Raw genomic sequence first — 26,978 nt, forward strand, 5'->3', positions numbered from 1 at the left:
CTAATCCTCGAGATAATGTTTTAATGTCATTCTAAGATCTGGCGCTAATTCTTTGATGTTATTTAACATCCATCGTAAATAGCCCGGATCTTTATCTGCAATTTCCGCAATCGGCTCGCCGCGATATTTACCAAATGCCATGGTTTTCACAAGCACTGGACGACCTGTAATGGTTACCATTTGGTCTGGTGTCCAACCTGACTCATCCATTATGCGAATCAGTAAAGCAGCGGTGATATAGCAATCAAATAGCGCGCGGTGATGGTGCAGTCCGGCAGGTGTCTCAACTTCCAGCTTAAGGGATTTATATAAACCCATATTGCTGTATTTGATGCCAGGCCATAAACGGCGTGCCAGTTTTACCGTGCAAATCCACTCGCTATCTGGCATTTCAGGCAGCATACGTTGGTCAAAACTGGCGTTATGGGCCACGTAGTATGGGCTGCCGTGATAGCGCGGAATAACATCTTCAATCCACGGTTTATCCGCGACCATCTCTTCGGTAATTTTGTGAATGGCCATCGCCTGGTAGCTAATGGGACGATCCGGGCGTACCAGGTCACTCATCGGATTAACAATCTTGCCATTGACGATATCGACAGAGGCAACTTCTACCACGCCACCCTGTAGACCACAGGTTTCAGTATCAATAATGCGCAGCATATTTACTCCATCAAGCCTTAGCGTGTTTTATTAATGCGCTAGCGTAATGGAATGATTTCCCCGTGCCAACCTTTTGCATCACGTCTTCCAACTGCCAGAAGCTCGCCATGATCGGCGCGAACCACTAATTCACCGCGATCGTCCCAACAAGCGCTACGCCCAGCAGATCGATATTTGCCGGTAGAAAACGCATGGTTAGCTAATAAAACGGGCAAGTTGTATTTATGGGCCCAGCGTTGCAGGTACATTTCATCTTTCTGGTAGCTGATTTCATTAATGAATTTCCCTGTGGCATAGAGACTTGCACCCATTTCAGCTGCACTGCGTGGCCAGGTTTCTTCATCACTGTCGGTGCTAAAACCCATCGCCACGCTACGATTGTGCAAACCTACCAATGGCGTGTGTTGATCGGGTAGATCAATATCGCAGGTTTGTGGTTTGCAGCAGGCTACTCGGGAGCCATCAGGCAAAAAACCTACCGACCCTGGCGATACTCCTTGTTCACTGCGCAAGGGAAGACCCACGACGATAGTCATATGGTGTTTTACGGCGGCATCTTGCAAAGGATTCAGGCGTTCATCGGTGAAGGGAAGGGCACAAACGTGGTGGTTTTCAATGTTAAAACCGCTGAGGGATAGTTCGGGGAATACCAGTAGATCTATTCGTTCAGCAACAGCGCAGCGAACAAAATCTAAATGATGTTTGATATTCACCTCGAGGTCATCGGGTGTGGCGCCATACTGCGCCGCGGCAACATTCCAGACAGGCATACGTTCTTCCTTAATCAATCTACCCAACGGCCATCATCCTATGGCCGCAACAGGTAATTCCTGTGTTTAGATAAATAAACCAGGAAAAATCTTAACACCATTTTTGTCAGGAAGTTTAGTGCGGTTAATATTTATTTCACTTTAGGTTCGTACGGCAGTCTGGACAAATTGACTGAAGCAAGTCGATGAGCAATCAGTCTTTCTCTGAACCATTCGCGCAAATGTACCGGTTGCTCGCGTTCTACCACTTCTGCGATCACCGGCATGTTGTAGCGTTCCTTAAATGCCACGCCAGCAGCCGCAAGATCGACATTGATCTTATCCATTTCGTCCTGGGGTAATTCAGCAAGATTGTGATTCATATTGACCTCATGTTTGTTGCCGCAAAGGTACTTGTTGATATCAGTGATGACAAGTCTTTACATTCATTGATAGCTGTTCTCATCTCGACTTAACAGGGACTCAAGGTTATCCTTTTGCCGTCTCGAATAAGAAAAAGGAATAGTTGATATGGCTTTCACCCGAACTCGTTTCATTACCATCGCCACCCTCTTTACCGCACTTGCCGTTTCCAGTTCAGCTTTCGCTCATGCGCATTTAAAGCATCAATATCCAGCGGCAGATGCTGCGGTAACGGCTGCACCGCAGGCAATTACTCTTAATTTCTCTGAAGGAGTTGAAGCGAATTTTAGCGGACTTACGCTCACCGGGCCACAGCAAACGGTCGTGAAGACGGGTACGGCTAAGCGCAACGAAAAAGATGATAAGCAGCTTATTGTTCCAGTCGAAGAAGCTATGAAACCGGGAGATTACCAGGTTGACTGGCACGTGGTATCCGTTGACGGACATAAGACGAAAGGGAAGTATCACTTCTCGGTGAAGTAAGCCGTATGTTACCAGGTTTCTATATCGCGCTGCGATTTATTCATTTTACTGCATTAATGGTGCTGCTTGGCAGCACCATCTCCTGTTCATTGCTTGCTCCTCAAGCGTTTAAACCGGTTCTCATTCGCCGACTAAAATGGCAATGGCAGTCCGCAGTCTGGATGACAGCCCTTAGCGCAATATTATTGTTGTGTGCTCAGGCTGGCATGATGGGCAGTGGTTGGCGAGATGTTATCAATCCCCAGATTTGGCTGGCGGTTCTTGGCACGAGCTTTGGGTCCATCTGGTTATGGCAAATATTACTGAGTGTAGTGACACTTTTTGTGCTGCTGCTTAAACCGCGCCCGTTGCAATCCATGTTATTGATCCTTGCGGCAGCGCAATTAATTTTGTTGGCAGGTGTCGGGCATGCCGCGATGCGTGAAGGGATTGCCGGTGGCTTACAACGCATAAATCATGCTGTGCATCTTCTTAGTGCTGGCTGGTGGGCTGGCGGGTTACTTCCGCTTTTGATGTGCATGCGCATGGCTCAAAAACCACGCTGGCGCGGCTGTGCTATTACCGCGATGATGCGTTTTTCGCGTTACGGGCATCTGGCAGTTGCTGCCGTAATACTCAGTGGATTAATCAACAGCCTGATGATTTTAGGCTGGTCACTACCACTGCAAAGTAACTATATGCGCTTCTTGTTGGTGAAGGTTGCCTTTGTTGCCGTGATGGTTATCATCGCCATGTATAACCGCTATTTTTTGGTGCCGAGATTCAATCGCATGCCAACAGCCACAAAACAGTTCATCCAGTTAACGTGGCTGGAAGTCATTTTGTCGGTGGTGGTGCTCCTTACTGTTAGCATTTTCGCTACCTGGGAACCGTACTGAAGACGTTATTAGCTCAAGAGATATTCATGAAAAAAAGTATTTTGACGCTGTTATTGCTGGCTTGCGCAGGTAGTGCATTAGCCGCACCGCAAATTATCACCGTAAGCCGTTTTGAAATAGGCAAAGATAACTGGGCATTTAATCGAGAAGAGGTAATGCTAAGTTGCCGCCCTGGACATGGGCTCTTTGCAATCAACCCAAGCACCTTGATGCAATACCCTTTAAACGACGTAGCGCAACAACAAGTGAGTAGCGGCAAAACCACTGGTCAGCCAATCTCCGTGATTCAAATTGATGATCCTAAGACACCGGGACAAAAAAAGAGTCTTGCTCCATTTATTGAGCGCGCAGAGAAGTTGTGTAGCTAAAACGCAATAACTTACTAATTAACAATAAAAAACCGCAATAACCGTAGACCGGATATTGCGGTTTTTTTCTAAAACATTACCTGTGCCGCAGTATTTTTCTGAACACTTTCGCGCCAGACTGGAAAACCTGCGCCGGTAATCTATTCTTAGAAGGCAAGGCGATGTCTGCCTGCATTAATGCCAACTTTTAGCGCACGGCTCTCTCCCAAGAGCCATTTCCCTGGACCGAATATAGGAATCGTATTCGGTCTTTTTTTATCTGCCTTGCTATACAAAGACTTAGTTCGGCTTGTCTGAACATTCCCGAAAAAATTTCAACTTTCCTTATTGGATCTTGCGTGAACGCCGTAACAGACTCATAACAACATAAACTTCTTTTGGGCTGAATCCAAACACTTTTCGGGCGTTTTCTTGATGAGGGCAGGAGATTTTGAGTCAATAAACACCAAAACACTCTTGGAAGTTCCTGTTCACCCAATGTCAGAATAAATTAATATATTGAGTTTTATAAGAAATATAACTTCATTGAAAACAGTCACAGAAACACCTGCGATGGATTATCATCAATATTTAGGAAAGATATATTTTTCCTCGATGAGCAGGCCAATTTACTTTAATCTCATTATTTGTGTTTTCTCAGTATAGACAATAGTATCATCAGGGATATCTTTATTAATAAATGACATAGCGCCAATGGTAACATTATTTCCAATGGATAACTCATGCCCAAGAATACAGCAGCATGCACCGATTTCAACATTGTTGCCGATAGATATTGCTGGCGAGTTGAATTTTTCACCCACGCTGCCACCAAGACCAATGGTGGTGTTTTGCCGGATTTTGAAATTAGAACCAATGGTTGAGCAACCATTAATCACAACGGATAAAAAATGTGTAACGTTCAGGCCAGGCCCGATTGTTGCGGACAATTGAATTTCGGTATTGTATTTTTTGATCAAGTTTCTGTTGATTTTTCTGGCAATGATTTTATTGAGATTTTTTTCCGTCTTATAAAGATATGATGCAATTCGCCACCAAAAATTGAATCGTCTCTCTGGGCATTTAAACGCTTTATGGATCACTCTTGACCATGAAAATGGCTTATTAGTCATCATTACTTCTTTATGCAAACACTCTTGTAGGTGTTCTTTTAAAATCCCTCTTTTCATTTTTAGTTTCCAACAAGAGTTTTTGGTGTAGGTAGATAGCTATTTTTTTCTTTGATGAGTTCTTTTGACATGGGTTGTCGCATGTTTTCACCACCAGGGGAGATAGGGGACATAAACCATTTATTATATAACTCATCAAATTTCTGTGAGATAAATAGATATTTTAATTCATCATTGATGATGGACTCTATTTCACCTGCGTCTTTAGCTATCACCATTCCATAGGGTATTACGTCACCAAATCCTTCGGTGCTCATTTGATAGTCATCTCTGTCAGTCATTTCAGCTAATTTGCTATGTATGATAATGTCATCAGTAACGAATGCTGAGATGTGCCCTTGTTCTAGTAAATCAAATCCTTCATCCAAACTTCTCATCAGCTTAACTGAGATCGAATAGTTAATATTTTGATTCATTGCAGATAGTAATAATGCAGATGTTCCGCCACTAATGGCACCTACGGTCCGCCCCGAAAGCATCTCGAAGCTATTTATATGCTGCGATTTTTTAGCCAGAAAATTTGTTCGGGTAAAAAACCATGGCTTTGAAAAAGTCACGAATTTATTACGTTGCGCTGTATTTCCGGCAATGGCGCAGAGAATATCTGCTTTATGATGAGATATATATTCAAAGCGAGCAGCTGAGGCAACTTCTACCCATTGTATATTTATATTTGTGTTGTAGCGTTTTTTTATACTATCGACAACACCCTGGCAGATATCCACCGCCATACCAGTCGGCTTTCCATTTAGTTCCCAGGAAATAGGCTTAGCGCTACCGACCCAAGCTAATGTAATACTATGTGTGCTAAGTATTTTATTAAGCACAGGATCGGCAACAGCATTGTTGCAAAAGAACATCATTGAAGCTAACAGAAAAGAACCAATCGTTTTACAATGAGTCAAATGACTAAACAAAAGCAAGCCTCCATTAATGAAAATGGCTAAAGTATAATTATATAATTAGAAAGTCTCAGTGGTATTGTAATTGCTTTTGTGTAGGTTTACTAATTATTGTCTTTCCAGTAATAGCCATTAATATCTATATTCGTGGCATTTCTCAATATACCTCTTCCTGAAATCATCCACTTGAAACCAGTAAAAGCTCAGAGGATAGATCTGCGATAGGGATCACATTAATTAGCATCCTTACTATCCTCTCTGTACAATCACGCCCGGCCTGAAGGTCGCCCCAACTAATAACGATAAACCTGCAAAGACAAAACTATGACCATAACTCAAACTGAAACACATCGTCGGGAAAACTCTCTCGCATCGGTTCTGCGTAGCCCTCGCTTGCTTGCTCGCGAATCCCTTGCGGGAGTGGTAACGGCGTTGGCACTCGTACCTGAAATCATTTCATTCTCAGTAATCGCTGGAGTTGACCCGAAAGTCAGCCTCGTCGCCTCTATTGTGCTTTGTTTATCAATGTCACTGCTCGGTGGACGTCCTGCAATGGTGACCGCTGCTGCCGGCTCAGTAGCATTAGTTATCGGTCCGATGGTGCATCTATATGGAGTTGAATATATTTTCCCTGCGGTGTTGCTGGCAGGGTTAATCCAGATTTTGTTCGGCGTCGTTGGGCTTGCACGTATGATGCGTTATATACCATTGTCGGTGATGACTGGGTTTGTGAACGCGTTGGGCATTCTCATTTTCTTTGCCCAGGTACCCCATATTTGGGGGGATAACCCGTTGGTTTGGGGACTGTTTGCGCTCACCCTGGCAATTGTGCTGTTTCTCCCGCGGGTATTTAAAATGGTTCCGTCGCCGTTGGTGGCGATTATTGTGATTACCGCCGCATGCATTGGGATGGGGTTATCCGTACCAACAGTGGGTGAGGCGGGACCAATGGCTGCTGGATTACCTGGACTGACAGAGTTGTTGGTACCCTTGAATCTGGATACTTTACGAATTATCTGGCCATGTGCTTTGAGCATTGCCTTTGTTGGTTTAATGGAGTCGTTGTTAACCGCCAAACTGGTTGATGACCTGACTGACACACCTTCGAGTAAACGTCGTGAATGTTGGGGATTGGGAATATCTAATATCTTTGCAGGTTTCTATGGCGGAATTGCTGGTTGTGCCATGATTGGCCAGACCATGGTAAATGTGGAATTGGGCAAAGGGCGCACTCGCATTTCAACAATTGTAGCAGGTTTGGTGTTATTGCTTTTGGTGACAGGCTTAAGTGATTTAATGTCAAAAATTCCAATGGTCGTTTTAGCGGGAATTATGGTGATTGTGGCGGTGAAAACACTTAACTGGCACAGTATCAAACCTGCGACGTTAAAGAGAATACCGCTTCCCGAAACGCTGGTGATGGTGACGACCGTTGTTGTCACTGTTGCGACGGGCAACCTGGCCTTGGGAGTGGTCGGTGGGGTTATTTTCGCGATGATTTTGTTTGCTCGTCGTCTTGCACACGTGGTGATTGCAGAAAGGACATTAGCTGATGACGGGCGATCCGTAATATATAAAGTGACTGGGCCGTTGTTTTTTGCCAGCAGCAACGACTTGGTTGAGCATTTCCAGTATGCCGACGATCCGCAAAACGTGATTATTGATTTGTCTGAGGCTCAGATTTGGGATGTATCGACAGTTGCCGTGCTTGATGCTATTGAAACCCGCTATCAACGCTATGAAAGTAAGGTGCAAATTGTCGGTCTTGATTTACGCAGCAGCGATTTCCATGAGCGCCTTAGCGGCAAGGTCTGAACAACGCTTTCGATAATAAATTGGCGTGTTTGAATTCCAGATGACAAAACTGTGAATCTGCCGTTACTTTTGAAGTTTCAAGAGTGCTAGATTTCCAGTAGTTCCAGAGTGAAACGGAGGTGCCAGAGAAATTTGAAACTGTTCCTCGATAGTAAACTGGTGGGGTGCGTGGTAGGACTAATGACCACGATACTCTTTGGTATAAGCCATATTGAAACGCTTGAAGAAGCGGAAAAATTTGCCAGATAACTCGTATCACATCTTCTAAAGGCTGCATATTTGCAGCCTTTTCTATTTTATCGTATCCACTTTTTACAGTTGTAACCTATCTGATGGTTTCCTCTCGTGGTGTTTATTGTGTCGTGGTCCTTGAGACGGCAGAATGGTTAAAAAATCATTTACATGACTACATCGAAGGATATGAGCATGGTTAATGCAGCACCTCGTCTGGAAACTGAACGTCTAATTCTCCGCCATTTTACACTGGATGATTTTCCGGCATTAGCTGCCTGTTGGGCGGATCCCGAAATGGTGAAGTTTATTGGTGGTGGACAACCGCAAGGCCCTGAAATGACCTGGGGAAGATTGCTGCGTTATATCGGTCACTGGCAGGCGCTGGGTTACGGCTATTGGGCTGTCTTTGAAAAAGATACTGAGCGTTATATTGGTTCGTTCGGTTTTCAGGACGCCCACCGTGAGTTAACTCCGGCGCTTGAGCTTCCGGAGGCGGGATGGTCACTGATTCCGGCTGTGCACGGTAAAGGCTACGCCAGTGAAGCGCTAAACGCTATCCTGCAATGGGCTGACCGTGAGTTTGCGACACCAGTTTGTTGCATTATTGATGATGATAACCTGCGTTCTATCTATCTTGCTGAACGGTTTGGTTTTCAGTTTCAGCACTTTGTTGAATACCATGGCAAGCAAATCAAAATGTTCATTCGTCCTGTCCGCTAACCATTGCCGCCCACTGGTTTATAATTGAGCAATAAATAAACAAAGTGGGGTCGATATGTATCAGCGAATAGACGGAGAGGAGTGGCGGCATGTGTTTATTGTTGGTGATTTACACGGCTGCCTCTCTGAATTAATTAGCCAGCTTAAACTTCATCATTTTGACTACCATCAGGATTTACTTATCTCGGTGGGTGATCTTATCGATCGCGGAGCAAACAGCCCGGGATGCCTGGCACTGCTTGGCAATAAATGGTTTAAAGCAGTGAAGGGCAACCATGAAACGATGGCTTTAGAAGCGCTCGATGAAGGTGAGGGGATCCTCTGGCAGATGAATGGCGGAGAGTGGTATCGGGAGTTGCCAGAACAGCGTCAACATGATGTGCAGCTAGCTTTATTGCAGTGCCGCAATTTGCCGTTAGTTATTGAACTTCATACACATGACAAGACGCTGGTTATTGCTCATGCAGACTACCCTTCAGCGCATTACAGCTGGAATCAGCCCGTCGATGAACATTTACTGGTCTGGAGTCGGGAGCGGCTCAATAAGAATTTACAGGGACGAGGCGAAGATATTGACGGAGCTGATGAGTTCTACTTCGGTCATACACCGCTCAAAGAAGTGAATCATTTTCATAATCAATTCTATATTGATACCGGTGCGGTGTTTGGTAATAAGCTGACTATGGTGCAGGTTCAGTAACACTATAAAGAGCTGTATTCTTGCGCCGGGCGCCAAAAACTATCAATAAAATCTTCAACCGGGAAACAGCCACCGGAGCGTATCCGCTGCTCATCCATAGCGAACAGGCACTGCTGTTCAGTATTAAAGATATCTACCACGATATCTTCACAGCCGCCATCCAGATAGCAAACAAATAAAACCAACGCAAACATGATTGCCTTTGAGTTGCACCGTTTGGCTTAATTGTAGGGTAAGTCACGAGAAGAGGGTAATCAGGGGCAATTAATTAACCCGTCTGGGCGACGGGTCACTTTGAGTTATGCAAGGCGCATGACCCAGGCATCAGATTTTTGGTCGTAATGTTGACGGTAGAGGACTGAATGTTCGCCATCAAGGACGGCGGGAATGCTTGTTTCATCATCCCAGGCATCAAGTTGCATGCACAGGTCCGGGTCGGATTTACAAGGGATGCTCAACGTGCGGTCCCCTTGCTGCTCGCCATGTAATTCAGCATCATCAATTTCGAAGATGCCTATTCGTACGCTAGTTTTCGTCATCTCGCTCTCCTTGGGTCTGGGTACGTGTGGTATGACCAGTAAGGTCTCCCACAGTAGAGCGTAGACAAACGTACAAAAACTGCAAACTACATGGCGACTATTTTTTACGCATCAGACCCTGGCTGCAAACAGTTTTCCGTCGCGAACCAATTCACGCGGGTAGCTATTTTTCAGGCGAGATCCCACTTTTCTTGCCAGACCAAGAGGTTGACCCTGGTATGTCACGACAACCTCATTTAGCGCGGGGGGCAATTCGGGGTAAATATCGCGACCGTGATACCACTCGTCTGCTTCAAATTCAGTAAGCGCAAATCCTAGCTGTGAATCGCCAGGCACCAGGGCTATGACGGCTTCATGCTGCCAGCGGTAACCCTTGTTGTATTGCTCAGCCAGGCGCAAACCAATACGTGAAAAACGAACCTGTCCGAACAAAGAAACGATCTCTTTCGGGAATAACCAAATTTCTTTGTCTCGTTGCCAAAGCTGTTGGTCATCCTGCCAGATTATTCCCGATTGTTTTGCTGCCGCGCGGACTTCCGCAGCTTGTTTGCCATGCATGGGTACAAACGGGAATTTCCCCACTTTGTAACCGGGGGCCGGGAGCGCTTCTACGGACGCAGTTTTACGCAGACGCGCAACGAAGAATCCTTCGCAATCGTAAATTTGCGGGAAAACATGCAAGTAGCCTTCGGCGGTAATAGCTTTATTCGCCTCCGGGAACAGATCGTTAAGTGGGGCGATTTCAACTGCATCAGGCCACTCATCCAGTAACCACTGGCAAATCTGCTGATTCTCTTCACGGTTTAAAGTACAGGTGGAATAGATCAATGTACCGCCGGGGCGCAACGCATGGAAAGCACTGGCAATCAGTTCACGCTGCGTATCGGCAATACTGGAGGTACTTTCTGGTGTCCAGTTTCGCAGGGCGTCAGGGTCTTTACGCACCACACCTTCACCTGAACAGGGCGCATCCAGCAAAATTGCATCGAAACACTCCGGGAGCGCAGCACCAAACACGCGGCCATCGAAATGCGTCAAAGCGACGTTGCTGATACCACAGCGGCTGATGTTAGCGTGCAGCACTTTCACCCGGCTGGCGGAATATTCATTGGCGAGAATCGCGCCATGATTGTTCATACGCGCTGCAATTTGTGTAGTTTTGGAGCCAGGAGCCGCGGCGACATCCATAATCCGATCCGGTTGATTACCGTCAGCAAACAACGCCGCAACGGGCAACATTGAGCTGGCTTCCTGGATGTAAAATAAGCCACTCAAATGTTCGGCAGTACTACCCAGCGGCAGGCTTTCTTCATCATCACGTTCAATCCAGAACCCTTCTGCGCACCACGGAATGGGTGTCAGATGCCAGTCATAAGAGGCGACAAGCGCAAGAAAATCGCTGACCGAAATCTTGAGGGTATTAACACGCAAGCTACGACGCAGCGGGCGCTGGCAATACTCAATAAAGCTCTCGAGCGTTTGATCTGCCGGGAGTGCGTCGCGAATAACATCAAGAAAAGCTTGCGGGAGAAAGGCGGTGTGAGAGTGAGCCACTAAGGAAGTCCAGAAAAAAATGAAGGAGGGATTGTAACACAAACGCCCCGGTGAGACACCGGGGCGAAGGTATTAACGAGGCAGTGCGGTGCCCCATTGACGCCACTCTTTAGGTTCACTTTCCTCTAAAAGGAAGTGTTTACCCGTTTCCGCTTTCGGTGCCAGTGGTATACCCGGCGGTGTGGCGAATGCGATACCACCGCGGATGAACTGGTTGAAGGTACCGGTTTTCACTACACCACCCGTCAGACCGAAATCGAGACTATAACCAGAGGCCAGCCAGAATACGGAGCTATCACGCACCAGATGCTGGAAGCGTTTGCTGATACGCAGGCCGACCATCACACGGTCAGAAAGATTGCCGAGAGTTAATCCGGTTACCGTACCGACTTCGATGCCACGGAATAGTACTGGCGTGCCGATGTTTAGTGCGCCTGCTTCAGTCACTTCGACCACGATATTCAGACCGTCTGAATAGCGGGAGTCAGTAATAGAGGCTTCCTGCAATTCGAAGTCACGGCGTGCTGCGCCGCGACCTGGTTCAACGTTTATGTACGGCTGGAGAATAGTATCGAGATTATCCACGCCGGAGGCCGAAATTTTCGGAGTGACAACAGAGAAGCGGGTGCCGCTGCGAGCAAATGTCTCAACAAACTCAGGGTAGAGCACCGCTTTGGCTTCTACTTCACTGCGAGAAGCTGTCAGGTTCAGCGACTCAAGCTGCCCAATATTTATGCCCAGATAACGGATTGGCATACCGGCAGAAAGTTTACCGGCATCGAAAGTGTGCAGTGTAATCTGACTCCCTACCGCACGGGCGGCAGTTTCAGAGGCGTACAACATTCGTTTGTCGCCTTTTTTCAGGCCGACGCTGGCGCCACTTAAGTTGTCGAAACTGATAGCCCCTTTTAAGGCACGTGAAAGCGGGGAGGCCTGGACGGTCAGACCGCTGCCATTGAGCTGCACACGAGCACCACCTTCAGCCCAGAATACGCTATTGGAGGTCAGCAAGCTGCGGTATTCCGGTTTGATGTTTACATCAATGTCAAAACTGTTAGCCCGAGGACGTACGCTGATGATTTCCCCAACCTGGAATTTACGGTACAACACCACGGAACCGGTCTGAATATCAGGTAGGCTGGCCGCCGTTAACGTCAACGTGGTGGTTGGTAGGTCGCTCAGGCTGTTTTCCACCGCCTTTTCAAGGTTGGCATAGAGCGGATAGCTCTCTTTCATAGCGCCTTTGTTACCTGGAATGACTCTGACACCGCCGTTGATCCACTCGCTGGCACTGGCACCTAAAAGTTCAACGCCATCGATACCCATTTTCACATCAATACGGCTGTTGACGACGAATTTGCTGTCGCCCTGAATCAAATGCCGATATTCAGGATCAATGGCTGCAGAGAAGGTTACGCCTTTGGCCGATAATGTGCGCTCAAGAATCTGCCCCACCTGCACACCATGCAAAATAATCGGCTGACCTGCATCTATGCCATAGCTTTCCGGTGCCGTCAGGTTGAGGGTCAGAACATCAGGCTGCTGCAAGAGAGTTTTATCGCTTGGGAAAACCACAAAATGGTTTTGTGGTTCACCTTCACCGGGCACCAATTCAAAAGTACTTCCCGTTAACAGGCTGCTGATATTCGGGTTGCTGAGGGAAATCTTAGGGCTGCGTAACTCAATGCGTGTTCCGCTCCGCATCAGATTGACCACGCTTGGGTCTACCGTCATTTGGCCGGTTACCGTGCTGCCAGGATTGAGGTTTAGTTTGGTCAGCGTTCCGACTTCAAGTCCTTGATACATCAGAGCAGTTGAACCCGCGTTTAAGCCTTGTCCGCTCGGTAAATCAAGAGCGATGATTACGCCGCGCTGGCTATGCGCCAAATCTTCATACAAACCAAACTCATCATCCGCTTTGGCTACGGCTGAGTTTTCCGGTGAGTCGAAGGCGATAGCGCCGTTGACCAATGCCGCCAGGCTTTCTAGCTGAACCTGCGCACCGGAAAGATTTACGTTAGCTTTTACGCCGGATACATTCCAGAAACGGCTGCCTTTTTTCACCAGTTGGGTGAAGCGGCGTTCAATAAGCACATCAATGGTGACCCCCTGCTTATTGTTATTAATGGTGTAATCATACACACGGCCTACCGGGATTTTGCGGTAATAAACTAGCGATCCACTGTTAAGCGAACCTAAGTCAGGAGCATGAAGATGAATCATCAACTCGCCGTTATTCAGGCGATATTTCGGTTGGGTATCGAGAGCGGAAAAATGCTCCTGCGGCTCGCCTTTACCTGGCATCATGCCAATATAGTTCCCGCCTACTAACGCATCTAGCCCAGAAACCCCGGCCAGCGAAGCTTTCGGTGTCACCAGCCAAAATTGCGTATCTTCACGTAGCGCGTCTTTCATATCGCTTTTGACGCTAATTTTAACTTCTATTTTGCGCAGATCTTTACTTAGGCTGACGCTTTGCACCGTGCCCACTTCAACACCCTGGTAGCGTACAGGGGTGCGCCCGGCGACAATGCCGTCGGCTGAAATAAAATCAATGGTCGCCGTGGTACCTCGCTCTTCCCAGGTTGTCCAGATGAGCCAACTGGCAATCATCAAGGCGATAATTGGCAGTAACCAGAAGGGCGAAATTCGGCGTTTTGTTTTAATTCGCGCTTCAGTCGGTGAAGCGGGCATTTCCTGACTCATGTGCGTCCCAAAGTAGTCGGCTATCCAGCCATTCGACTGCAAGAATAGTTAAAATAACCGCTGCGCCAAAATAAAACGCAGCAGGTCCCATAGTAAATGCCAGTAATTGATCGCGGTTAACCAGCGACATCGTTAGCGAAATAACAAAGAGGTCTAAAATTGACCAGCGGCCAATCCAGGTAACAAAGCGTAGCAGTAAAATTCGCGTTCTAAGTCCTCGCTCGCATTTGAAATGAATGCTTACCAGCAATGAAATCAGTACGATGACCTTAGTGAAAGGCACCAGAATACTGGCAATGAAAACTACTGCGGCAACGGCAACATTACTGCTGGCGAGGGAGATAATACCGGAAAGGATCGTATCTTCCTGACGTGAACCATTGACGTAAAGAATCGAAATTGGCAGCAGGTTGGCAGGCAGTAGGAAAATTAACGAACCAATTAATGCTGCCCAGGATTTTTGTAAGCTGTGGCGACGGCGAGCTCTTAACGGCACATGGCAACGCGGGCAGCGCCCACGGTTGTCAGGCACTCCTGTGAAATGGCATCCCAGGCAAACTCGTAATTGGGGACTCCATGCTCGAGGAGGTCGCTGGGGATAAAAGCGCGCCCATAACTGTTCTACATTCAGGTGAATTAGCGTCAATAGGCTCAGCACCACTAATGCGATAAATGCCACAAGACCCACGCCTGGTTGAATAAATGCAAACTCTCTGACTTTGATGCAGGCCACACCGATAGCGACCAGATAAATATCTAACATTACCCATTCTTTGAGCTTATCAAGCATGAGTAATACCGGGCGTAAATTCATCCCAAGAATATTACCAAAGTAGAGGTAAACGATAGCGGCAACTAATGTTGCAGGCGCACCCACCGCACAGAACAACACCATTGCGGCTGTGAGGGGATCACCCTGGCTAGTCATCTGCCATATGCCCTGAAATAAGTTGGCATCTATTCGCGTCCCCAATAAATAGATGCGTACCAGAGGCTCGGAAAAAGCGACAGGCATCAGCAATAGCATGGCAATTGCCATAGCGGCCAGACGAGTAAGTGACCAATCGCGCCCATGGTAAACTTTGGCATCGCAGCGCGGGCAATACGCGCTCTGCGAGGATTTAACCGACGGTAACGAGAAAAGTGTATCGCATTGGGGGCAACGCTGATAACGTGCCTGCGGTACAGCATGGCTAATGGCGTGTATTTTCATGTGTCATCGTAAACAGGGAAAACCGCTGGTGCATGGGGTATCTCAATGAGTTATGAAATATTCGTTAAGCGTATAGTAATTCATTGAATGATACACCTTGTGGCATAAGGCATTTAATGCTTATTTTACTATGCTATGCAGTTGAGTAAGACAACATACTATGGTTAATCAATGAACAAAGAACAATTTTACGCGGACTTGAACCGCGATTTCAGTGCGTTAATGGCAGGTGAAACAAGCTTTTTGGCGACGTTGGCAAATACCAGCGCGCTGCTGTTCGAACGTCTCGAAGGCGTTAACTGGGCAGGCTTTTATCTATTAGAAGGCGAGACTCTGGTTCTGGGACCTTTCCAGGGCAAGATTGCTTGCGTCCGTATCCCGGTAGGAAAAGGTGTTTGCGGTACAGCGGTTTCCACTAAAAGCATCCAGCGCATCGAAGATGTGCATGCTTTTGATGGTCACATCGCTTGTGACGCTGCCAGCAACTCCGAAATTGTCCTGCCACTGACGGTAAATGGCGAGTTAATAGGTGTTCTGGACATTGATAGCACGGAGTTCGGGCGCTTCACACCTGAAGACCAACTCGGCTTATCTCAACTGGTAACGCAGCTTTCGCTGACGCTTGCCGATACGGATTTTAAAAAATTCTTCACTCGTTAGCATGATAAACAACGGATAACGTGGCATTTGCCGATAGCGTCATTATAATGTCGCCTGTTCATGCCTGCGGATTGTTGGCAACTCCGTTGTAATCAGGAAATTTCATGGAAAATCAACCTAAGTTGAATAGTAGCAAAGAAGTCATCGCCTTTTTGGCAGAGCGTTTCCCACAGTGCTTTAGCGCTGAAGGTGAAGCCCGCCCCCTGAAGATTGGTATCTTCCAGGATTTGGTCGCGCGCGTTGAAGGGGAGATGAGTCTCAGTAAAACTCAACTTCGTTCCGCGTTACGTCTTTACACTTCAAGCTGGCGTTACCTGTACGGTATCAAAGTCGGCGCAATCCGTGTTGATCTCGACGGTAACCCTTGTGGTGAACTCGATGAGCAACACGTTGAGCATGCTCGTAAGCAGCTTGAAGAAGCAAAAGCTCGTGTTCAGGCACAGCGTGCAGAGCAGCAAGCGAAAAAACGTGAAGCGGCTATTGCTAACGGCGAAACCGTTACCGATAAGCCTCGTCGCGAACGCAAGCCTCGTCCTGCTCCGCGTCGTCCAGAAGCTACAGAACGTAAACCTCGTGTAGAAAAACCGGCGCCGCAAGCTCCACGTGAAGAAAAACGCACTCCGGTTACAGACATTTCTGCTTTGCAGGTGGGTCAGGCAATCAAAGTCAAAGCGGGTAATAACGCGATGGATGCCACCGTACTGGAAATTACCAAAGATGGCGTCCGTGTACAGCTGACTTCTGGTATGGCAATGATCGTACGCGCAGAACACTTGCAGTTCTGAAACGGAGGCCAGACCCGGGCATGAACAAATTCTTTAAGCGTACGGCTGTCGCTAGTCTGTTGTTTCTTGCAGGTAGCGCACTGGCCGTCGAAAATATCACGCAAGTTTCTCAAATCCCGCAGTTAAAGGAAGAGACACAGCATGCAACAGTGAGTGAGCGTGTAACTTCACGCTTCACTCGCTCGCATTATCGTCAGTTTGACCTGGATGAAAATTTTTCTGCAAAAATTTTCGATCGCTACCTAAACCTCCTCGACTATAGCCACAACGTGCTGCTTGCCAGTGACGTTGAGCAGTTTGTGTCGCGGAAAAAACAGATTGGCGATGAATTGCGCACCGGAAAACTGGACGTATTTTACGATCTCTACAATCTGGCCCAACAACGTCGTTTTGAACGTTATCAATACGCGTTGAAGGTGCTGGAAAAACCAATGAATTTCACGGGTAACGATACCTTTAACGTCGACCGCAGCAAATCGCCGTGGCCTGCTAACGTTACAGAGTTAAATTCCCTGTGGGATAGCAAAGTTAAGTTTGACGAGCTGAGCCTGAAACTGACCGGCAAAACCGATCAGGAAATTCGCGAAACGCTGACCAAGCGTTATCAGTTCGCCATTCGCCGTCTGGCTCAATCCAATAGCGAAGATGTTTTCTCGCTTGCGATGACCGCCTTTGCCCACGAAATCGACCCGCATACCAATTACTTATCGCCACGTAACACAGAACAATTCAATACCGAAATGAGTTTATCTCTGGAAGGTATTGGTGCCGTGCTGCAAATGGACGATGACTACACGGTTATCAACTCGATGGTAGCGGGTGGCCCTGCTGCGAAAAGCAAAACGATTACCGTTGGTGACCGTATTGTTGGCGTCGGCCAAACAGGCAAACCTATGGTTGATGTGATCGGCTGGCGTCTTGATGATGTTGTTGCGCTGATCAAAGGGCCAAAAGGTAGCAAGGTTCGCCTGGAAATCTTACCTGCAGGTAAGGGGACTAAAACACGTGTAGTTACGTTAACTCGTGAACGCATTCGCCTTGAAGATCGCGCCGTCAAATTGACGATAAAAACGGTCGGTAAAGATAAAGTGGGTGTGTTGGATATTCCGGGCTTCTACGTTGGTCTGACAGATGATGTCAAAGTCCAGCTTCAGAAGATGGAAAAACAGAACGTGAAGGGCGTGATCATCGATTTACGCTCTAACGGCGGCGGTGCATTAACCGAAGCTGTCTCACTTTCTGGCCTGTTTATCCCAAGTGGCCCAGTTGTTCAGGTTCGTGATAACAACGGTAAAGTGCGTGAAGATAGCGATACTGACGGCGTTGTCTACTACAAAGGTCCGCTGGTGGTAATGGTTGATCGTTTCAGTGCTTCAGCTTCTGAAATCTTCGCAGCAGCAATGCAAGACTATGGTCGTGCGCTGATTGTAGGTGAGCCAACCTTCGGTAAAGGCACTGTTCAACAGTACCGTTCTTTGAATCGTATCTATGACCAGATGCTGCGTCCGGAATGGCCTGCGCTTGGTTCTGTGCAATACACTATCCAGAAGTTCTACCGTATTAATGGCGGAAGTACTCAGCGTAAAGGTGTAACGCCGGACATCATGATGCCTACTGGTACTGAAGAGACTGAGACTGGTGAGAAGTTTGAAGATAATGCGCTCCCTTGGGATAGCATTAACGCCGCTACTTACGTTAAGTCAGGCGATTTGACTCAGTTTGAGCCGCAGTTGCTTAAACTACACCAGGATAGAATAGCAGCCGATCCTGAGTTCCAGTACATCATGAAGGATATTGCTCGCTTCAATGCCCTGAAAGATAAACGTAATATTGTTTCCCTGAATCTTGCTCAGCGCGAGAAAGAGAATCAGGAAGATGATGCTACGCGTCTGGAGCGGATTAATGACCGCTATAAACGAGAAGGAAAAGCGCCGTTGAAGAAACTCGACGACCTGCCGAAGGATTATCAGGAACCTGATCCTTATCTCGATGAAACGGTTCATATCGCGCTGGATTTTGCAAAAATGCAGCAAGATAAACCAGCTGAGCAACCCGCTCCTGCTAAGTAACTCCTCCAACGGGCACAAAATTTTGTGCCCGTTTTTTTTACCTCTATCAAGCCGCGTAAATCAACCTCTTCTTAAATGTAAAGTTATGTATTATTAACTACTTGGCAACGATGAATGCTTGAAAATAGCAAGCTTGCCCCTACGATGTGGGGTAACGCAGAATGCGTATTTTTAACCGAGGTAAAAAGAAAATTATGATGCGTATCGGGCTTTTCCTGTTGACCAACCTGGCAGTCATGGTCGTTTTCGGGCTAGTGCTAAGCCTGACGGGGATCCAGTCGAGCAGCGTACAGGGTCTGATGATCATGGCGGTGTTGTTTGGCTTTGGTGGTTCAATCATCTCCTTACTGATGTCCAAATGGATGGCATTGCGTTCAGTGGGCGGGGAAGTGATCGAGCAACCACGTAATGAAACAGAGCGCTGGCTGATGGAAACAGTGCGCCAACAATCTCAGCAAGCGGGTATCGCGATGCCGCAGGTGGCTATTTACCATGCGCCAGATATTAATGCGTTTGCCACTGGCGCTCGTCGTAATGCATCGCTTGTTGCGGTGAGCACCGGCCTTCTGCAGAACATGAGCCGTGATGAAGCAGAAGCGGTTATTGCACACGAAATCAGCCATATCGCGAATGGCGACATGGTAACCATGACGCTGATTCAAGGCGTGGTGAACACCTTCGTAATCTTTATTTCTCGTATCATCGCGCAAGTCGCCTCTGGCTTCTTGTCTGGTAATCGGGATGAAGGTGAGAGCAACAACGGCAACCCCTTTGTCTATTTTGCTATTGCGACCGTACTGGAACTGGTATTTGGTATTCTGGCGAGCATCATCACAATGTGGTTCTCACGTCATCGTGAATTCCATGCTGATGCCGGATCTGCAAAGTTGGTCGGTCGTGAAAAAATGATTGCCGCACTGCAGCGCCTGAAAACCAGCTATGAACCGCAAGAAGCCAGCAGCATGATGGCGTTTTGTATCAATGGTAAGGCGAAGTCTATGAGTGAATTGTTCATGACTCACCCGCCGCTGGATAAGCGTATTGAAGCGCTGCGTAACGGCGAATATTTGAAGTAGTCGTAAGTCGCAATGAAAAAGCGTGCCATCGCTGGCACGCTTTTTTTATGCCTGTGATGGCGTAGGTTGGGACATGCGCAAACTGCTGACAATAGCTGCGATGGTTGCAAAGCTCCCTGCCAGTAACAGCGAGGCATGCGTTCCGTGAGTCGCGAAAAGGTTGAACATCAGAGCCACCAGAGCTGCACCGCAACTCTGGCCTAACAATCGAGCCGTGCCTAACATGCCACTGGCACCGCCGCTGCGGTTACGCGGTGCTGAAGAAATAATGGTGTGGTTATTCGGTGACTGGAACAAACCGAAACCAGCGCCACACAAAAGCATGCGCCAGATGATATCGATATCGGTAGGGTTGTGCGGTAACAACGCCAAAGCAAATAAACCGAATGCCATAACAACAAGCCCGAGTCCACCCAGCAGCCCTGCATGTACTCGTCCAATCAAATGACCAGCAACAGGTGCCATTATCATTGTTGCAATTGGCCATGGTGTGAGAAGCAGACCCGTTTCTACTTCGCTGCGTCCCAATGTTGATTGCAAGAAAAAGGGAAGCGAAACCATCGCTAACATTTGAGCGGCGAAGGAACATACGGACGTTCCCATAGATAATGAAAACACAGGAATACGCAATAAATCTACGGGTAACAGAGGGAAGGGGAGTTTCAATTGACGGCGAATAAAGAAGAAGCCAATCACACTTAATGCAACGAGCTCTGAAATGATCAGCCAGCCTGACTGCCCTTGGGCGAAACCGCTAATTGCCGAGATCAACAGGCCGAACGTCAAGGCATTCATAATCGCGCTGGGAATATCGAAGCGTTGGCCCTGTGATTTTTGTTGATTGGGAGGCAGAAAACGAATTGCTAACAATAGCGCGAGAATGCCAATTGGCACATTAATCAAAAACAGCCATTTCCACGATGCAACAGAAAGAATAGCTGCGGCAATAGTTGGCCCGGCAGCTGAGGATACGGCGACAATAAACGAGTTAATCCCCATTCCACGACCGAGATATTTTTGCGGATAGATAAGCCTAATCAGAGCAGTATTGACGCTCATTAATGCGGCACCGCCAAAGCCCTGAAGCACACGAGCGAATGTTAACATGGGCAATGAATTCGACAGCGCACAAAACAGTGATGTCATGCAGAACAAAATCAGCCCGCATTGATATATCCGGCGATAGCCAAAAATGTCGCCTAAGAATGACATCGACAGTAACGAAACAATTATTGCGATTTGATAGCTATTCACTATCCAGATTGATTCTGCCGGGCTGGCGTTTAGTTCTCGGGCAATAGTTGGAAGTGCTACGTTTGCGATCACGCCATCCAGAACTGCCATTGTGATACCCAACGCAATGGCCAAAATAGCACCATAGCGCTGCGGTAATGGAAGACCATCAGCAAGGGTTTTATCCATAAGGGAAATTTAAATTCATGGGTGATTTATACGAAGAGCAATAATAATAGCACTAAATTTAAGGGATATGTCGCAGATTTGTAACGAAATAGAATAGATTCATTGCGATGACATGGTAGTCAACTTATACTAAAAACCAGTTCTGATTTTTATAAAACAAATGCGATCGAGGTGATTTAATGGCTATCGCAGATCTGGATAAACAACCTGATTCTGTCTCTTCTGTCCTGAAAGTTTTTGGCATTTTACAGGCGCTTGGCGAAGAACGCGAAATTGGTATTACTGAATTATCGCAACGCGTAATGATGTCAAAAAGCACCGTCTATCGCTTTTTGCAGACTATGAAATCCCTGGGTTATGTCGCTCAGGAAGGCGAATCTGAAAAATACTCGCTTACCCTAAAGCTGTTTGAGCTTGGTGCGCGTGCATTGCAGAACGTTGATTTAATTCGTAGCGCAGACATTCAAATGCGAGAGTTATCGCGTCTGACGAAAGAAACCATCCACTTGGGTGCGTTGGATGAAGACAGTATTGTCTATATCCATAAGATTGACTCTATGTACAACCTGCGCATGTACTCGCGCATCGGTCGTCGTAACCCGTTGTACAGCACCGCGATTGGTAAGGTGCTTCTGGCGTGGCGCGATCGCAATGAAGTGCGTGAAATCCTTGCTGATGTGGAATATAACCGCAGCACTGAGCGTACTATCATGAGCACTGACGAATTGTTGGACGTTCTGGATACCGTGCGTGAGCAGGGCTACGGTGAAGATAACCAAGAACAGGAAGAAGGTTTACGCTGCATCGGCGTACCTGTTTTTGACCGATTTGGTGTCGTTATTGCTGGTTTGAGTATTTCATTCCCGACACTTCGTTTTTCTGAAGACAGGCTCCATGAATATGTAGCGATGCTTCATGACGCAGCCCGAACTATTTCTGAACAAATGGGTTATCACGAGTATCCATTCTGATGAAATAGAAAACGCCGCTATTAAGCGGCGTTTTCTTTATACATTCCTAGTTACCCGTATCGATAACTTCATCACTTTTACGCAATACTGGGCAATCGCTAAGTCCGATAATTCCACTACTGGTATGAACAAATTGTGCTGTGGTGACATTTCGAGCGGTCAGGTATTTGCATTGAAGCCCCATACCTGCAGCATTTTCATGACTTCCAATCAAAACTCCATATCCCGAGAGGAGCAAACCGATCCACAAAAGCGCTATTACAATAATAGTGCGGATCACAATACGCATAGGTACCTCTTATTATTAAGTAATTAGACTTCTAAGCGTAGCGGATTGCACTGTAGTAGCAATGTGATGATTCTTAAATAATATGAGTGAGAGTTATGTGTGGTTTAGGCTGTCTATGTAAGACTTTACAATAAATAGGAAAGAGGTGGAGAGTTGTAGTGAGAAAGTACAGATGGCTTATACTGATTGCGGTTTTTTTCGTCTGTTTGCTGCTGTGGACCCAAATGGTCAATGTCATGTGTGATCAGGATGTACAATTTTTCAGCGGCATTTGTACCATTAATAAATTTATTCCTTGGTAGTGTGTTTTTATCCACATAGTGCTTACCTTAAGGCCCGGCAGGTGTAGAATAGCGCGTTTTGCTGAGGTGGTAATATGAACGAATTAAGTGTTGGCGCGTTGAATATCGTGTCCCTGACAGTTTCCCTGGTGGTACTAGTTATTGGACTCGTAATGTGGTTCTTTGTTAACCGCGCGAGTAGCCGCACCAATGAACAGATCGAGCTTCTTGAAGAGTTGCTGGATCAGCAAAAGCGCCAGACTGCTCTGTTACGACGTTTGTGTGAAGCGAACGAGCCTGAAGTCGTTAAGGAAGAACCAGAAGTTGCGAAGGAAGATGATGAAGTCGAAGACGATTTTATTCGTCTGGTTGCTGAGCGCTAATCCTGATTAACCTGTTTGTGTTGCTGCGGAGTAACCATGCGGTGGAAAAATCCCTGGTTTGATCCTCTAAAATCTCATCACCAAATTGACGGTTTTCGTAATCTGGAGTCAAGCCTACGAAAACCGGGTGATGTTGAACGCTGGCGAAAAGAGCGAAAAGCACAGGGATTACCTCATCCTCCGAGCGATGGTTATGCCGCTTTTACGGAGCGGTGGTGTCAGAAGGTCGAGCTTAAAGGACAGGATGACCGGTTATGGTGGCTAGGACATGCAACAGTATTATTGCGTATTAATGGCAAATATTTACTGACAGACCCTGTATTGTCCCGACGGGCTTCACCTTTATCATTTGCTGGACCCAAACGTAAGACTCCAACCCCAATTCATATCAATGATTTGCATCAGCTTGATGCAGTTTTGATTTCACATAATCATTACGATCATCTGGATTACTCCACGATTCGACAGATTTCCCGTCATTTCCCCAACACTCATTTCTTTGTCCCATTGGGCTTAAAATCGTGGTTTACCCGTCGGGGCATTCACCAGGTCACAGAGCTTGATTGGTGGCAGAGCTTTAGCTGGCAGGAAATGATCTTTACTTCGGTACCGGCGCAACACTGGAGCATGCGCTCATTCTGGGATCGTAACCGGAGTTTGTGGTGTGGATGGATTATCGAAAGTAGCCATTTACGGATATGGTTTAGCGGTGATACGGGTTATACAGCAGGCCTTGCTGATATTGCTTTGTTCAGAGGCCCCCTGGATGTTGCATTGATACCAATAGGTGCTTATTCTCCACGCTGGTTCATGAGTAGCCACCATATGGATCCGCAGCAGGCCGTTAAGCTTTGGCAGCAGTTGGGCAGGCCTTTTACGGTTCCTATCCATTGGGGGGTCTTTGAACTGGCTGATGAATCATTGGATATGCCACCGCAAGAGCTACAAACCGCACTTGCTGATGAAGGTGAGGAAAGTCGGCTCTTTTCGCCGTTGTGTATTGGTCAAAGTTCACACTTAATTAAAATTAAGACCTAAACATTATTGAAAAATTTTAAGACAGTATTATGCGCTATCTTTTGGTTACTTTATTACATCGAAAATATAGCGAAACGTTTTTATTGCCTCATTATGAAGCACGGGTTGATTAAACTTTCATTTTTTTGGTGCAATATAAACAAACAATTGCTCAAGCTTTATTCATTTTACTATTCTCGTTATTTCTTATACCAAATACATTGTTTTCGTAGGAATGTGAGATTGTTCATTTTTTGCATAGCTATGCAAAAAAAATCATAAGCATAATGCGGATGATATCGACTTTTTTGCACTTAACCTGGACGAATAGATATCTTTGGGCTATGGTAAAAACGTTGTCTGTGGTCGTCATGTAAATGTACGGAATCATCTTTGTTCACTGTTAATCTATGCACAAATTGTGCATTTCATTTTCGTGACAATATGAGTTTCGGAATTTGTGCGGCAGATCGATACATGCCGAAAAATGGCTTGCCATTGATTGCGTTGTATGTGATAACACGTTGGGTTAAACGAGGTACAGTTCTGTTTATGTGTGGCATTTTCAGTAAAGAAGTTCTGAGTAAACACGTTGTCGTTGAATACCGCTTCTCTGCCGAGCCTTATATTAGTGCCTCATGCAGTAATGTCTCTGTTTTAGCTAAGTTATGCCTCCGGGCAAAGAAAACAATCTAAGGAATTTTGCAAAATGGCAAAGATTAAAGGTCAAGTTAAGTGGTTCAACGAGTCTAAAGGTTTTGGCTTCATTACTCCTGCTGACGGCAGCAAAGACGTGTTCGTTCACTTCTCTGCAATCCAGGGTAACGGCTTCAAAACTCTGGCTGAAGGCCAGAACGTTGAGTTCGAAATCCAGGACGGCCAGAAAGGCCCTGCAGCAGTTAACGTAACTGCTATCTAATTCGTCTGAATTAGATCTGGCGCGAATAACGCCAAATTTTGATGAAAGCCTCGCTCTTGTAGCGGGGCTTTTTCATGTCTGAATTTTGACCATGATTTTTCTATGTGTTTCTGGAAAGCCCTCCCAGTTATGTCTTGTAGCAAAGCAGCGCATCTTGTAGCACTGTTCCTGTCCGGTTAACTTCCTCATTATGTTTAAATTTTCAATCGCTTAGTTGTGGTTAAGGATTGAATGTGAGAAAAATCGCCCCTGGAATCGTGGGTAACTTTATTCAGTGGCGTTTTGCTCTTCTTTGCATCGCTATCTTCATGTGTCTGGTGTTCTTGCTAGGCCGTGTTGCGTGGTTGCAAATCATCTCGCCCGAAAATCTGGTTAAGCAGGAAGACATGCGTTCTTTACGTGAAGAGCCCATCGTCGTACCCCGCGGAATGATAGAAGATCGCAATGGCAGACCTTTGGCGGTTAGCGTCCCGGTAAAAGCAATCTGGGCTGACCCGAAAACAGTAATGGAAAAAGGTGGCGTGCAAATCAGTAGCCGCTGGCAGGCTCTGGCAACAACCTTGCACATGCCACTGAATGAAATTGCCGCTCGTATTCGCCGTAATCCAACCGATCGCTTCATTTACCTCGCCCGTCAACTTGATCCACAACAAGCGCAGTACATCGAGAGCCTGAAACTGCCAGGAATTTCATTGCGTGATGAATCACGTCGGTTTTATCCCGCCGGCCATGTTGCTGCGAACTTGCTCGGTTTTACCAACATTGATGATCAGGGAATTGAAGGTATTGAGAAGAGCTTCAATCGCCAGTTGACGGGTAAGGCGGGTGAGAGACTGGTCCGTAAAGACAGACACGGGCATGTCATAGAAAATATCACGGAAACGGCTGCAAACCCTGCTCATAATCTCATGCTAAGTATTGATGAACGGCTGCAAACGGTGACGGAAGATGCACTGAGTAATGCTGTCTCCTGGAACAAAGCTGAATCTGCCGCCGCAGTTATCCTTGATGTGAATACTGGCGAAGTGTTAGCAATGGCGAGTTGCCCGACGTTTAACCCAAATAATCGTGATGGTGCTACGCTGAACGATTTCCGCAATCGGGCAATCAGTGACACTTTTGAGCCAGGTTCAACTGTTAAACCGATGGTCGTCATGACCGCTCTGCAACAGGGAATTGTTCAACCTGATAGCGTGGTGGATACCCGTCCTTACACCATTGATGGTCACCGTATACGCGACGTGGGTTACTACCCGCAACTTACGTTGACCGGAATCCTGCAAAAATCGAGTGATACAGGGGTTTCACGCCTTTCACTGGCGATGCCTATCCAAAAATTGTTGGATACCTATAAGAACTTCGGTTTTGGCATGCCAACAGGATTGGGGCTGACAGGGGAGAGCAGCGGGCTGTTACCACACCGTAAATTCTGGGGAGAGCTGGATCGCGCCACGTTTTCCTTTGGTTATGGTTTGATGGTTACACCTCTGCAACTGGCGCATGTTTATGCCACCATCGGCAGCTACGGTATTACCCGCCCACTTTCGATAACCCGTGTTGATCCGCCAGTTGTCGGGCAAAGGGTAATGTCGGAAACCATTGCCCATCAGGTTGAACATATGATGGAAAGTGTGGCACTGCCGGGCGGCGGTGGGATTAAAGCCGCGGTCCGTGGCTATCGAGTTGCCATTAAAACCGGAACGGCCAAGAAAATTGGTGATGATGGAAAATACATCGATAAATATATTGCCTACACCGCAGGTGTCGCTCCGGCGAGTAATCCACGCTTCGCGCTGGTGGTGGTCATTAACGATCCGGAAAATGGCGCTTACTACGGTGGTGCAGTTTCGGCGCCGGTCTTCAGCCAGATAATGAGCGATGTGTTGCGCCTGGAAAATATTGAACCTGATGGTTTGCCACAAGGGGATACCAATTTAACGGTGTTAAATAAAGCTGTTGTAGAGGGTCCTGCAGGTTAGTGGCTTTTCGA

General features: G+C 46.9%; 29 protein-coding genes. 17 read left to right on the forward strand and 12 right to left on the reverse strand.

Going from position 1 to position 26,978, the window contains the following annotated elements:
- From exoX to IX31_RS00670, 3 genes are all read right to left on the reverse strand, one after another.
- Positions 1-663, reverse strand: coding sequence for an exodeoxyribonuclease X (exoX, locus tag IX31_RS00660; protein WP_034455137.1), 663 nt, complete (start codon positions 661-663; stop codon positions 1-3).
- Between the two features lie 38 nt (positions 664-701).
- Positions 702-1,433, reverse strand: coding sequence for a carbon-nitrogen hydrolase family protein (locus tag IX31_RS00665; RefSeq protein ID WP_034455140.1), 732 nt, complete (start codon positions 1,431-1,433; stop codon positions 702-704).
- A 131-nt stretch (positions 1,434-1,564) separates the two neighbouring features.
- Positions 1,565-1,795, reverse strand: coding sequence for a DNA polymerase III subunit theta (locus tag IX31_RS00670; RefSeq protein WP_034455143.1), 231 nt, complete (start codon positions 1,793-1,795; stop codon positions 1,565-1,567).
- A gap of 148 nt (positions 1,796-1,943) precedes the next feature.
- Between IX31_RS00670 and yobA the strand changes: the two genes are divergently transcribed.
- From yobA to IX31_RS00685, 3 genes are read left to right on the forward strand one after another with little or no spacing between them, the layout of a single operon-like run.
- A complete protein-coding gene (gene yobA, locus IX31_RS00675) occupies positions 1,944-2,318 on the forward strand; it encodes a CopC domain-containing protein YobA (protein ID WP_034455145.1) in 375 nt (124 codons plus the stop codon).
- Positions 2,319-2,323: 5 nt separating this feature from the next.
- Complete coding sequence (copD, locus tag IX31_RS00680) at positions 2,324-3,196, forward strand: copper homeostasis membrane protein CopD (protein WP_034455147.1); 873 nt, start codon at positions 2,324-2,326, stop codon at positions 3,194-3,196.
- Between the two features lie 26 nt (positions 3,197-3,222).
- Complete coding sequence (locus IX31_RS00685; RefSeq protein WP_034455149.1) at positions 3,223-3,564, forward strand: YebY family protein; 342 nt, start codon at positions 3,223-3,225, stop codon at positions 3,562-3,564.
- Between the two features lie 608 nt (positions 3,565-4,172).
- Here the strand turns inward: IX31_RS00685 and IX31_RS00690 are convergent.
- Positions 4,173-4,733 carry a serine acetyltransferase gene (locus IX31_RS00690; RefSeq protein ID WP_034455151.1) on the reverse strand — a complete coding sequence of 187 codons (561 nt, stop codon included), beginning with the start codon at positions 4,731-4,733 and terminating at the stop codon, positions 4,173-4,175.
- 2 nt (positions 4,734-4,735) lie between these two features.
- On the reverse strand, positions 4,736-5,650 hold the full coding sequence (locus tag IX31_RS00695) for a transporter substrate-binding domain-containing protein (RefSeq protein WP_034455153.1): 915 nt from the start codon (positions 5,648-5,650) through the stop codon (positions 4,736-4,738).
- 309 nt (positions 5,651-5,959) lie between these two features.
- Between IX31_RS00695 and IX31_RS00700 the strand changes: the two genes are divergently transcribed.
- The 3 genes from IX31_RS00700 (at position 5,960) to IX31_RS00710 (ending at position 9,104) form a co-directional block, all read left to right on the forward strand.
- Positions 5,960-7,450, forward strand: a complete 1,491-nt coding sequence (locus IX31_RS00700; protein ID WP_034455154.1) for a SulP family inorganic anion transporter — start codon at positions 5,960-5,962, stop codon at positions 7,448-7,450.
- A gap of 426 nt (positions 7,451-7,876) precedes the next feature.
- A complete protein-coding gene (locus IX31_RS00705) occupies positions 7,877-8,404 on the forward strand; it encodes a GNAT family N-acetyltransferase (RefSeq protein WP_034455156.1) in 528 nt (175 codons plus the stop codon).
- Positions 8,405-8,459: 55 nt separating this feature from the next.
- Positions 8,460-9,104 (forward strand): metallophosphoesterase, encoded by a 645-nt coding sequence (locus IX31_RS00710; RefSeq protein WP_034455158.1) that lies wholly within the window; start codon positions 8,460-8,462, stop codon positions 9,102-9,104.
- A 2-nt stretch (positions 9,105-9,106) separates the two neighbouring features.
- Here the strand turns inward: IX31_RS00710 and IX31_RS00715 are convergent, their stop codons facing one another.
- From IX31_RS00715 to yebS, 5 genes are all read right to left on the reverse strand, one after another.
- A complete protein-coding gene (locus IX31_RS00715; RefSeq protein WP_034455160.1) occupies positions 9,107-9,298 on the reverse strand; it encodes a YdfD/YebW family protein in 192 nt (63 codons plus the stop codon).
- A gap of 105 nt (positions 9,299-9,403) precedes the next feature.
- The gene (locus IX31_RS00720) at positions 9,404-9,643 is read right to left on the reverse strand and encodes a YebV family protein (RefSeq protein WP_034455162.1); all 240 of its coding nucleotides are present in this window, start codon (positions 9,641-9,643) and stop codon (positions 9,404-9,406) included.
- Between the two features lie 111 nt (positions 9,644-9,754).
- Positions 9,755-11,197 (reverse strand): 16S rRNA (cytosine(1407)-C(5))-methyltransferase RsmF, encoded by a 1,443-nt coding sequence (gene rsmF, locus IX31_RS00725; RefSeq protein WP_034455164.1) that lies wholly within the window; start codon positions 11,195-11,197, stop codon positions 9,755-9,757.
- A 72-nt stretch (positions 11,198-11,269) separates the two neighbouring features.
- Entirely contained in the window at positions 11,270-13,903 is a 2,634-nt protein-coding gene (locus IX31_RS00730) for a PqiB family protein (protein ID WP_034455166.1), read from the reverse strand.
- Complete coding sequence (gene yebS, locus IX31_RS00735) at positions 13,872-15,116, reverse strand: membrane integrity lipid transport subunit YebS (RefSeq protein ID WP_034455168.1); 1,245 nt, start codon at positions 15,114-15,116, stop codon at positions 13,872-13,874. Before yebS ends, IX31_RS00730 begins: the two co-directional genes overlap by 32 nt.
- 171 nt (positions 15,117-15,287) lie before the next feature.
- Here yebS and IX31_RS00740 point away from each other — a divergent pair, with 171 nt between their 5' ends.
- The 4 genes from IX31_RS00740 (at position 15,288) to htpX (ending at position 19,706) form a co-directional block, all read left to right on the forward strand.
- Positions 15,288-15,776 (forward strand): GAF domain-containing protein, encoded by a 489-nt coding sequence (locus IX31_RS00740; protein ID WP_034455169.1) that lies wholly within the window; start codon positions 15,288-15,290, stop codon positions 15,774-15,776.
- Between the two features lie 104 nt (positions 15,777-15,880).
- The gene (gene proQ / locus IX31_RS00745) at positions 15,881-16,561 is read left to right on the forward strand and encodes an RNA chaperone ProQ (RefSeq protein ID WP_034455172.1); all 681 of its coding nucleotides are present in this window, start codon (positions 15,881-15,883) and stop codon (positions 16,559-16,561) included.
- A gap of 20 nt (positions 16,562-16,581) precedes the next feature.
- On the forward strand, positions 16,582-18,630 hold the full coding sequence (gene prc / locus IX31_RS00750; RefSeq protein ID WP_034455173.1) for a carboxy terminal-processing peptidase: 2,049 nt from the start codon (positions 16,582-16,584) through the stop codon (positions 18,628-18,630).
- A 194-nt stretch (positions 18,631-18,824) separates the two neighbouring features.
- The gene (gene htpX / locus IX31_RS00755) at positions 18,825-19,706 is read left to right on the forward strand and encodes a protease HtpX (RefSeq protein WP_034457026.1); all 882 of its coding nucleotides are present in this window, start codon (positions 18,825-18,827) and stop codon (positions 19,704-19,706) included.
- Positions 19,707-19,751: 45 nt separating this feature from the next.
- Here htpX and IX31_RS00760 read toward each other — a convergent pair whose 3' ends face one another.
- Positions 19,752-21,128 carry an MFS transporter gene (locus IX31_RS00760; RefSeq protein WP_034455175.1) on the reverse strand — a complete coding sequence of 459 codons (1,377 nt, stop codon included), beginning with the start codon at positions 21,126-21,128 and terminating at the stop codon, positions 19,752-19,754.
- 179 nt (positions 21,129-21,307) lie between these two features.
- On the opposite strand from IX31_RS00760, the gene kdgR reads away from it, so the two are divergent.
- Complete coding sequence (kdgR, locus tag IX31_RS00765; protein WP_034455177.1) at positions 21,308-22,099, forward strand: DNA-binding transcriptional regulator KdgR; 792 nt, start codon at positions 21,308-21,310, stop codon at positions 22,097-22,099.
- A gap of 46 nt (positions 22,100-22,145) precedes the next feature.
- Here the strand turns inward: kdgR and IX31_RS00770 are convergent, their stop codons facing one another.
- The gene (locus tag IX31_RS00770; protein WP_034455179.1) at positions 22,146-22,388 is read right to left on the reverse strand and encodes a YobH family protein; all 243 of its coding nucleotides are present in this window, start codon (positions 22,386-22,388) and stop codon (positions 22,146-22,148) included.
- Positions 22,389-22,546: 158 nt separating this feature from the next.
- Here IX31_RS00770 and mgrB point away from each other — a divergent pair, with 158 nt between their 5' ends.
- The 6 genes from mgrB (at position 22,547) to ftsI (ending at position 26,967) form a co-directional block, all read left to right on the forward strand.
- Entirely contained in the window at positions 22,547-22,690 is a 144-nt protein-coding gene (mgrB, locus tag IX31_RS22120; protein WP_072009397.1) for a PhoP/PhoQ regulatory lipoprotein MgrB, read from the forward strand.
- A gap of 74 nt (positions 22,691-22,764) precedes the next feature.
- Entirely contained in the window at positions 22,765-23,052 is a 288-nt protein-coding gene (locus tag IX31_RS00775; RefSeq protein ID WP_034455180.1) for a YebO family protein, read from the forward strand.
- A 36-nt stretch (positions 23,053-23,088) separates the two neighbouring features.
- A complete protein-coding gene (locus tag IX31_RS00780; protein WP_034455182.1) occupies positions 23,089-24,090 on the forward strand; it encodes an MBL fold metallo-hydrolase in 1,002 nt (333 codons plus the stop codon).
- A 531-nt stretch (positions 24,091-24,621) separates the two neighbouring features.
- On the forward strand, positions 24,622-24,765 hold the full coding sequence (locus IX31_RS22125; protein ID WP_072009398.1) for a DUF2627 domain-containing protein: 144 nt from the start codon (positions 24,622-24,624) through the stop codon (positions 24,763-24,765).
- Positions 24,766-24,778: 13 nt separating this feature from the next.
- Positions 24,779-24,988, forward strand: coding sequence for a transcription antiterminator/RNA stability regulator CspE (gene cspE, locus IX31_RS00785; protein WP_001062678.1), 210 nt, complete (start codon positions 24,779-24,781; stop codon positions 24,986-24,988).
- A gap of 233 nt (positions 24,989-25,221) precedes the next feature.
- Positions 25,222-26,967 (forward strand): peptidoglycan glycosyltransferase FtsI, encoded by a 1,746-nt coding sequence (gene ftsI / locus IX31_RS00790; protein WP_034455187.1) that lies wholly within the window; start codon positions 25,222-25,224, stop codon positions 26,965-26,967.
- Positions 26,968-26,978: the final 11 nt, after the last annotated feature.

Source organism: Buttiauxella noackiae, from assembly GCF_000737905.1.
GTDB lineage: Bacteria > Pseudomonadota > Gammaproteobacteria > Enterobacterales > Enterobacteriaceae > Buttiauxella > Buttiauxella noackiae.

What these genes read in the sequence shown, in the direction of transcription:
- exoX (WP_034455137.1), bottom strand. Translation starts at nt 663, where the DNA reads ATGCTGCGCATTATTGATACTGAAACCTGTGGTCTACAGGGTGGCGTG.
- IX31_RS00665 (WP_034455140.1), bottom strand. Translation starts at nt 1,433, where the DNA reads ATGCCTGTCTGGAATGTTGCCGCGGCGCAGTATGGCGCCACACCCGAT.
- IX31_RS00670 (WP_034455143.1), bottom strand. Translation starts at nt 1,795, where the DNA reads ATGAATCACAATCTTGCTGAATTACCCCAGGACGAAATGGATAAGATC.
- yobA (WP_034455145.1), top strand. Translation starts at nt 1,944, where the DNA reads ATGGCTTTCACCCGAACTCGTTTCATTACCATCGCCACCCTCTTTACC.
- copD (WP_034455147.1), top strand. Translation starts at nt 2,324, where the DNA reads ATGTTACCAGGTTTCTATATCGCGCTGCGATTTATTCATTTTACTGCA.
- IX31_RS00685 (WP_034455149.1), top strand. Translation starts at nt 3,223, where the DNA reads ATGAAAAAAAGTATTTTGACGCTGTTATTGCTGGCTTGCGCAGGTAGT.
- IX31_RS00690 (WP_034455151.1), bottom strand. Translation starts at nt 4,733, where the DNA reads ATGAAAAGAGGGATTTTAAAAGAACACCTACAAGAGTGTTTGCATAAA.
- IX31_RS00700 (WP_034455154.1), top strand. Translation starts at nt 5,960, where the DNA reads ATGACCATAACTCAAACTGAAACACATCGTCGGGAAAACTCTCTCGCA.
- IX31_RS00705 (WP_034455156.1), top strand. Translation starts at nt 7,877, where the DNA reads ATGGTTAATGCAGCACCTCGTCTGGAAACTGAACGTCTAATTCTCCGC.
- IX31_RS00710 (WP_034455158.1), top strand. Translation starts at nt 8,460, where the DNA reads ATGTATCAGCGAATAGACGGAGAGGAGTGGCGGCATGTGTTTATTGTT.
- IX31_RS00715 (WP_034455160.1), bottom strand. Translation starts at nt 9,298, where the DNA reads ATGTTTGCGTTGGTTTTATTTGTTTGCTATCTGGATGGCGGCTGTGAA.
- IX31_RS00720 (WP_034455162.1), bottom strand. Translation starts at nt 9,643, where the DNA reads ATGACGAAAACTAGCGTACGAATAGGCATCTTCGAAATTGATGATGCT.
- IX31_RS00730 (WP_034455166.1), bottom strand. Translation starts at nt 13,903, where the DNA reads ATGAGTCAGGAAATGCCCGCTTCACCGACTGAAGCGCGAATTAAAACA.
- yebS (WP_034455168.1), bottom strand. Translation starts at nt 15,116, where the DNA reads ATGAAAATACACGCCATTAGCCATGCTGTACCGCAGGCACGTTATCAG.
- IX31_RS00740 (WP_034455169.1), top strand. Translation starts at nt 15,288, where the DNA reads ATGAACAAAGAACAATTTTACGCGGACTTGAACCGCGATTTCAGTGCG.
- proQ (WP_034455172.1), top strand. Translation starts at nt 15,881, where the DNA reads ATGGAAAATCAACCTAAGTTGAATAGTAGCAAAGAAGTCATCGCCTTT.
- prc (WP_034455173.1), top strand. Translation starts at nt 16,582, where the DNA reads ATGAACAAATTCTTTAAGCGTACGGCTGTCGCTAGTCTGTTGTTTCTT.
- htpX (WP_034457026.1), top strand. Translation starts at nt 18,825, where the DNA reads ATGATGCGTATCGGGCTTTTCCTGTTGACCAACCTGGCAGTCATGGTC.
- IX31_RS00760 (WP_034455175.1), bottom strand. Translation starts at nt 21,128, where the DNA reads ATGGATAAAACCCTTGCTGATGGTCTTCCATTACCGCAGCGCTATGGT.
- kdgR (WP_034455177.1), top strand. Translation starts at nt 21,308, where the DNA reads ATGGCTATCGCAGATCTGGATAAACAACCTGATTCTGTCTCTTCTGTC.
- IX31_RS00770 (WP_034455179.1), bottom strand. Translation starts at nt 22,388, where the DNA reads ATGCGTATTGTGATCCGCACTATTATTGTAATAGCGCTTTTGTGGATC.
- IX31_RS00775 (WP_034455180.1), top strand. Translation starts at nt 22,765, where the DNA reads ATGAACGAATTAAGTGTTGGCGCGTTGAATATCGTGTCCCTGACAGTT.
- IX31_RS00780 (WP_034455182.1), top strand. Translation starts at nt 23,089, where the DNA reads ATGCGGTGGAAAAATCCCTGGTTTGATCCTCTAAAATCTCATCACCAA.
- IX31_RS22125 (WP_072009398.1), top strand. Translation starts at nt 24,622, where the DNA reads ATGTGTGGCATTTTCAGTAAAGAAGTTCTGAGTAAACACGTTGTCGTT.
- cspE (WP_001062678.1), top strand. Translation starts at nt 24,779, where the DNA reads ATGGCAAAGATTAAAGGTCAAGTTAAGTGGTTCAACGAGTCTAAAGGT.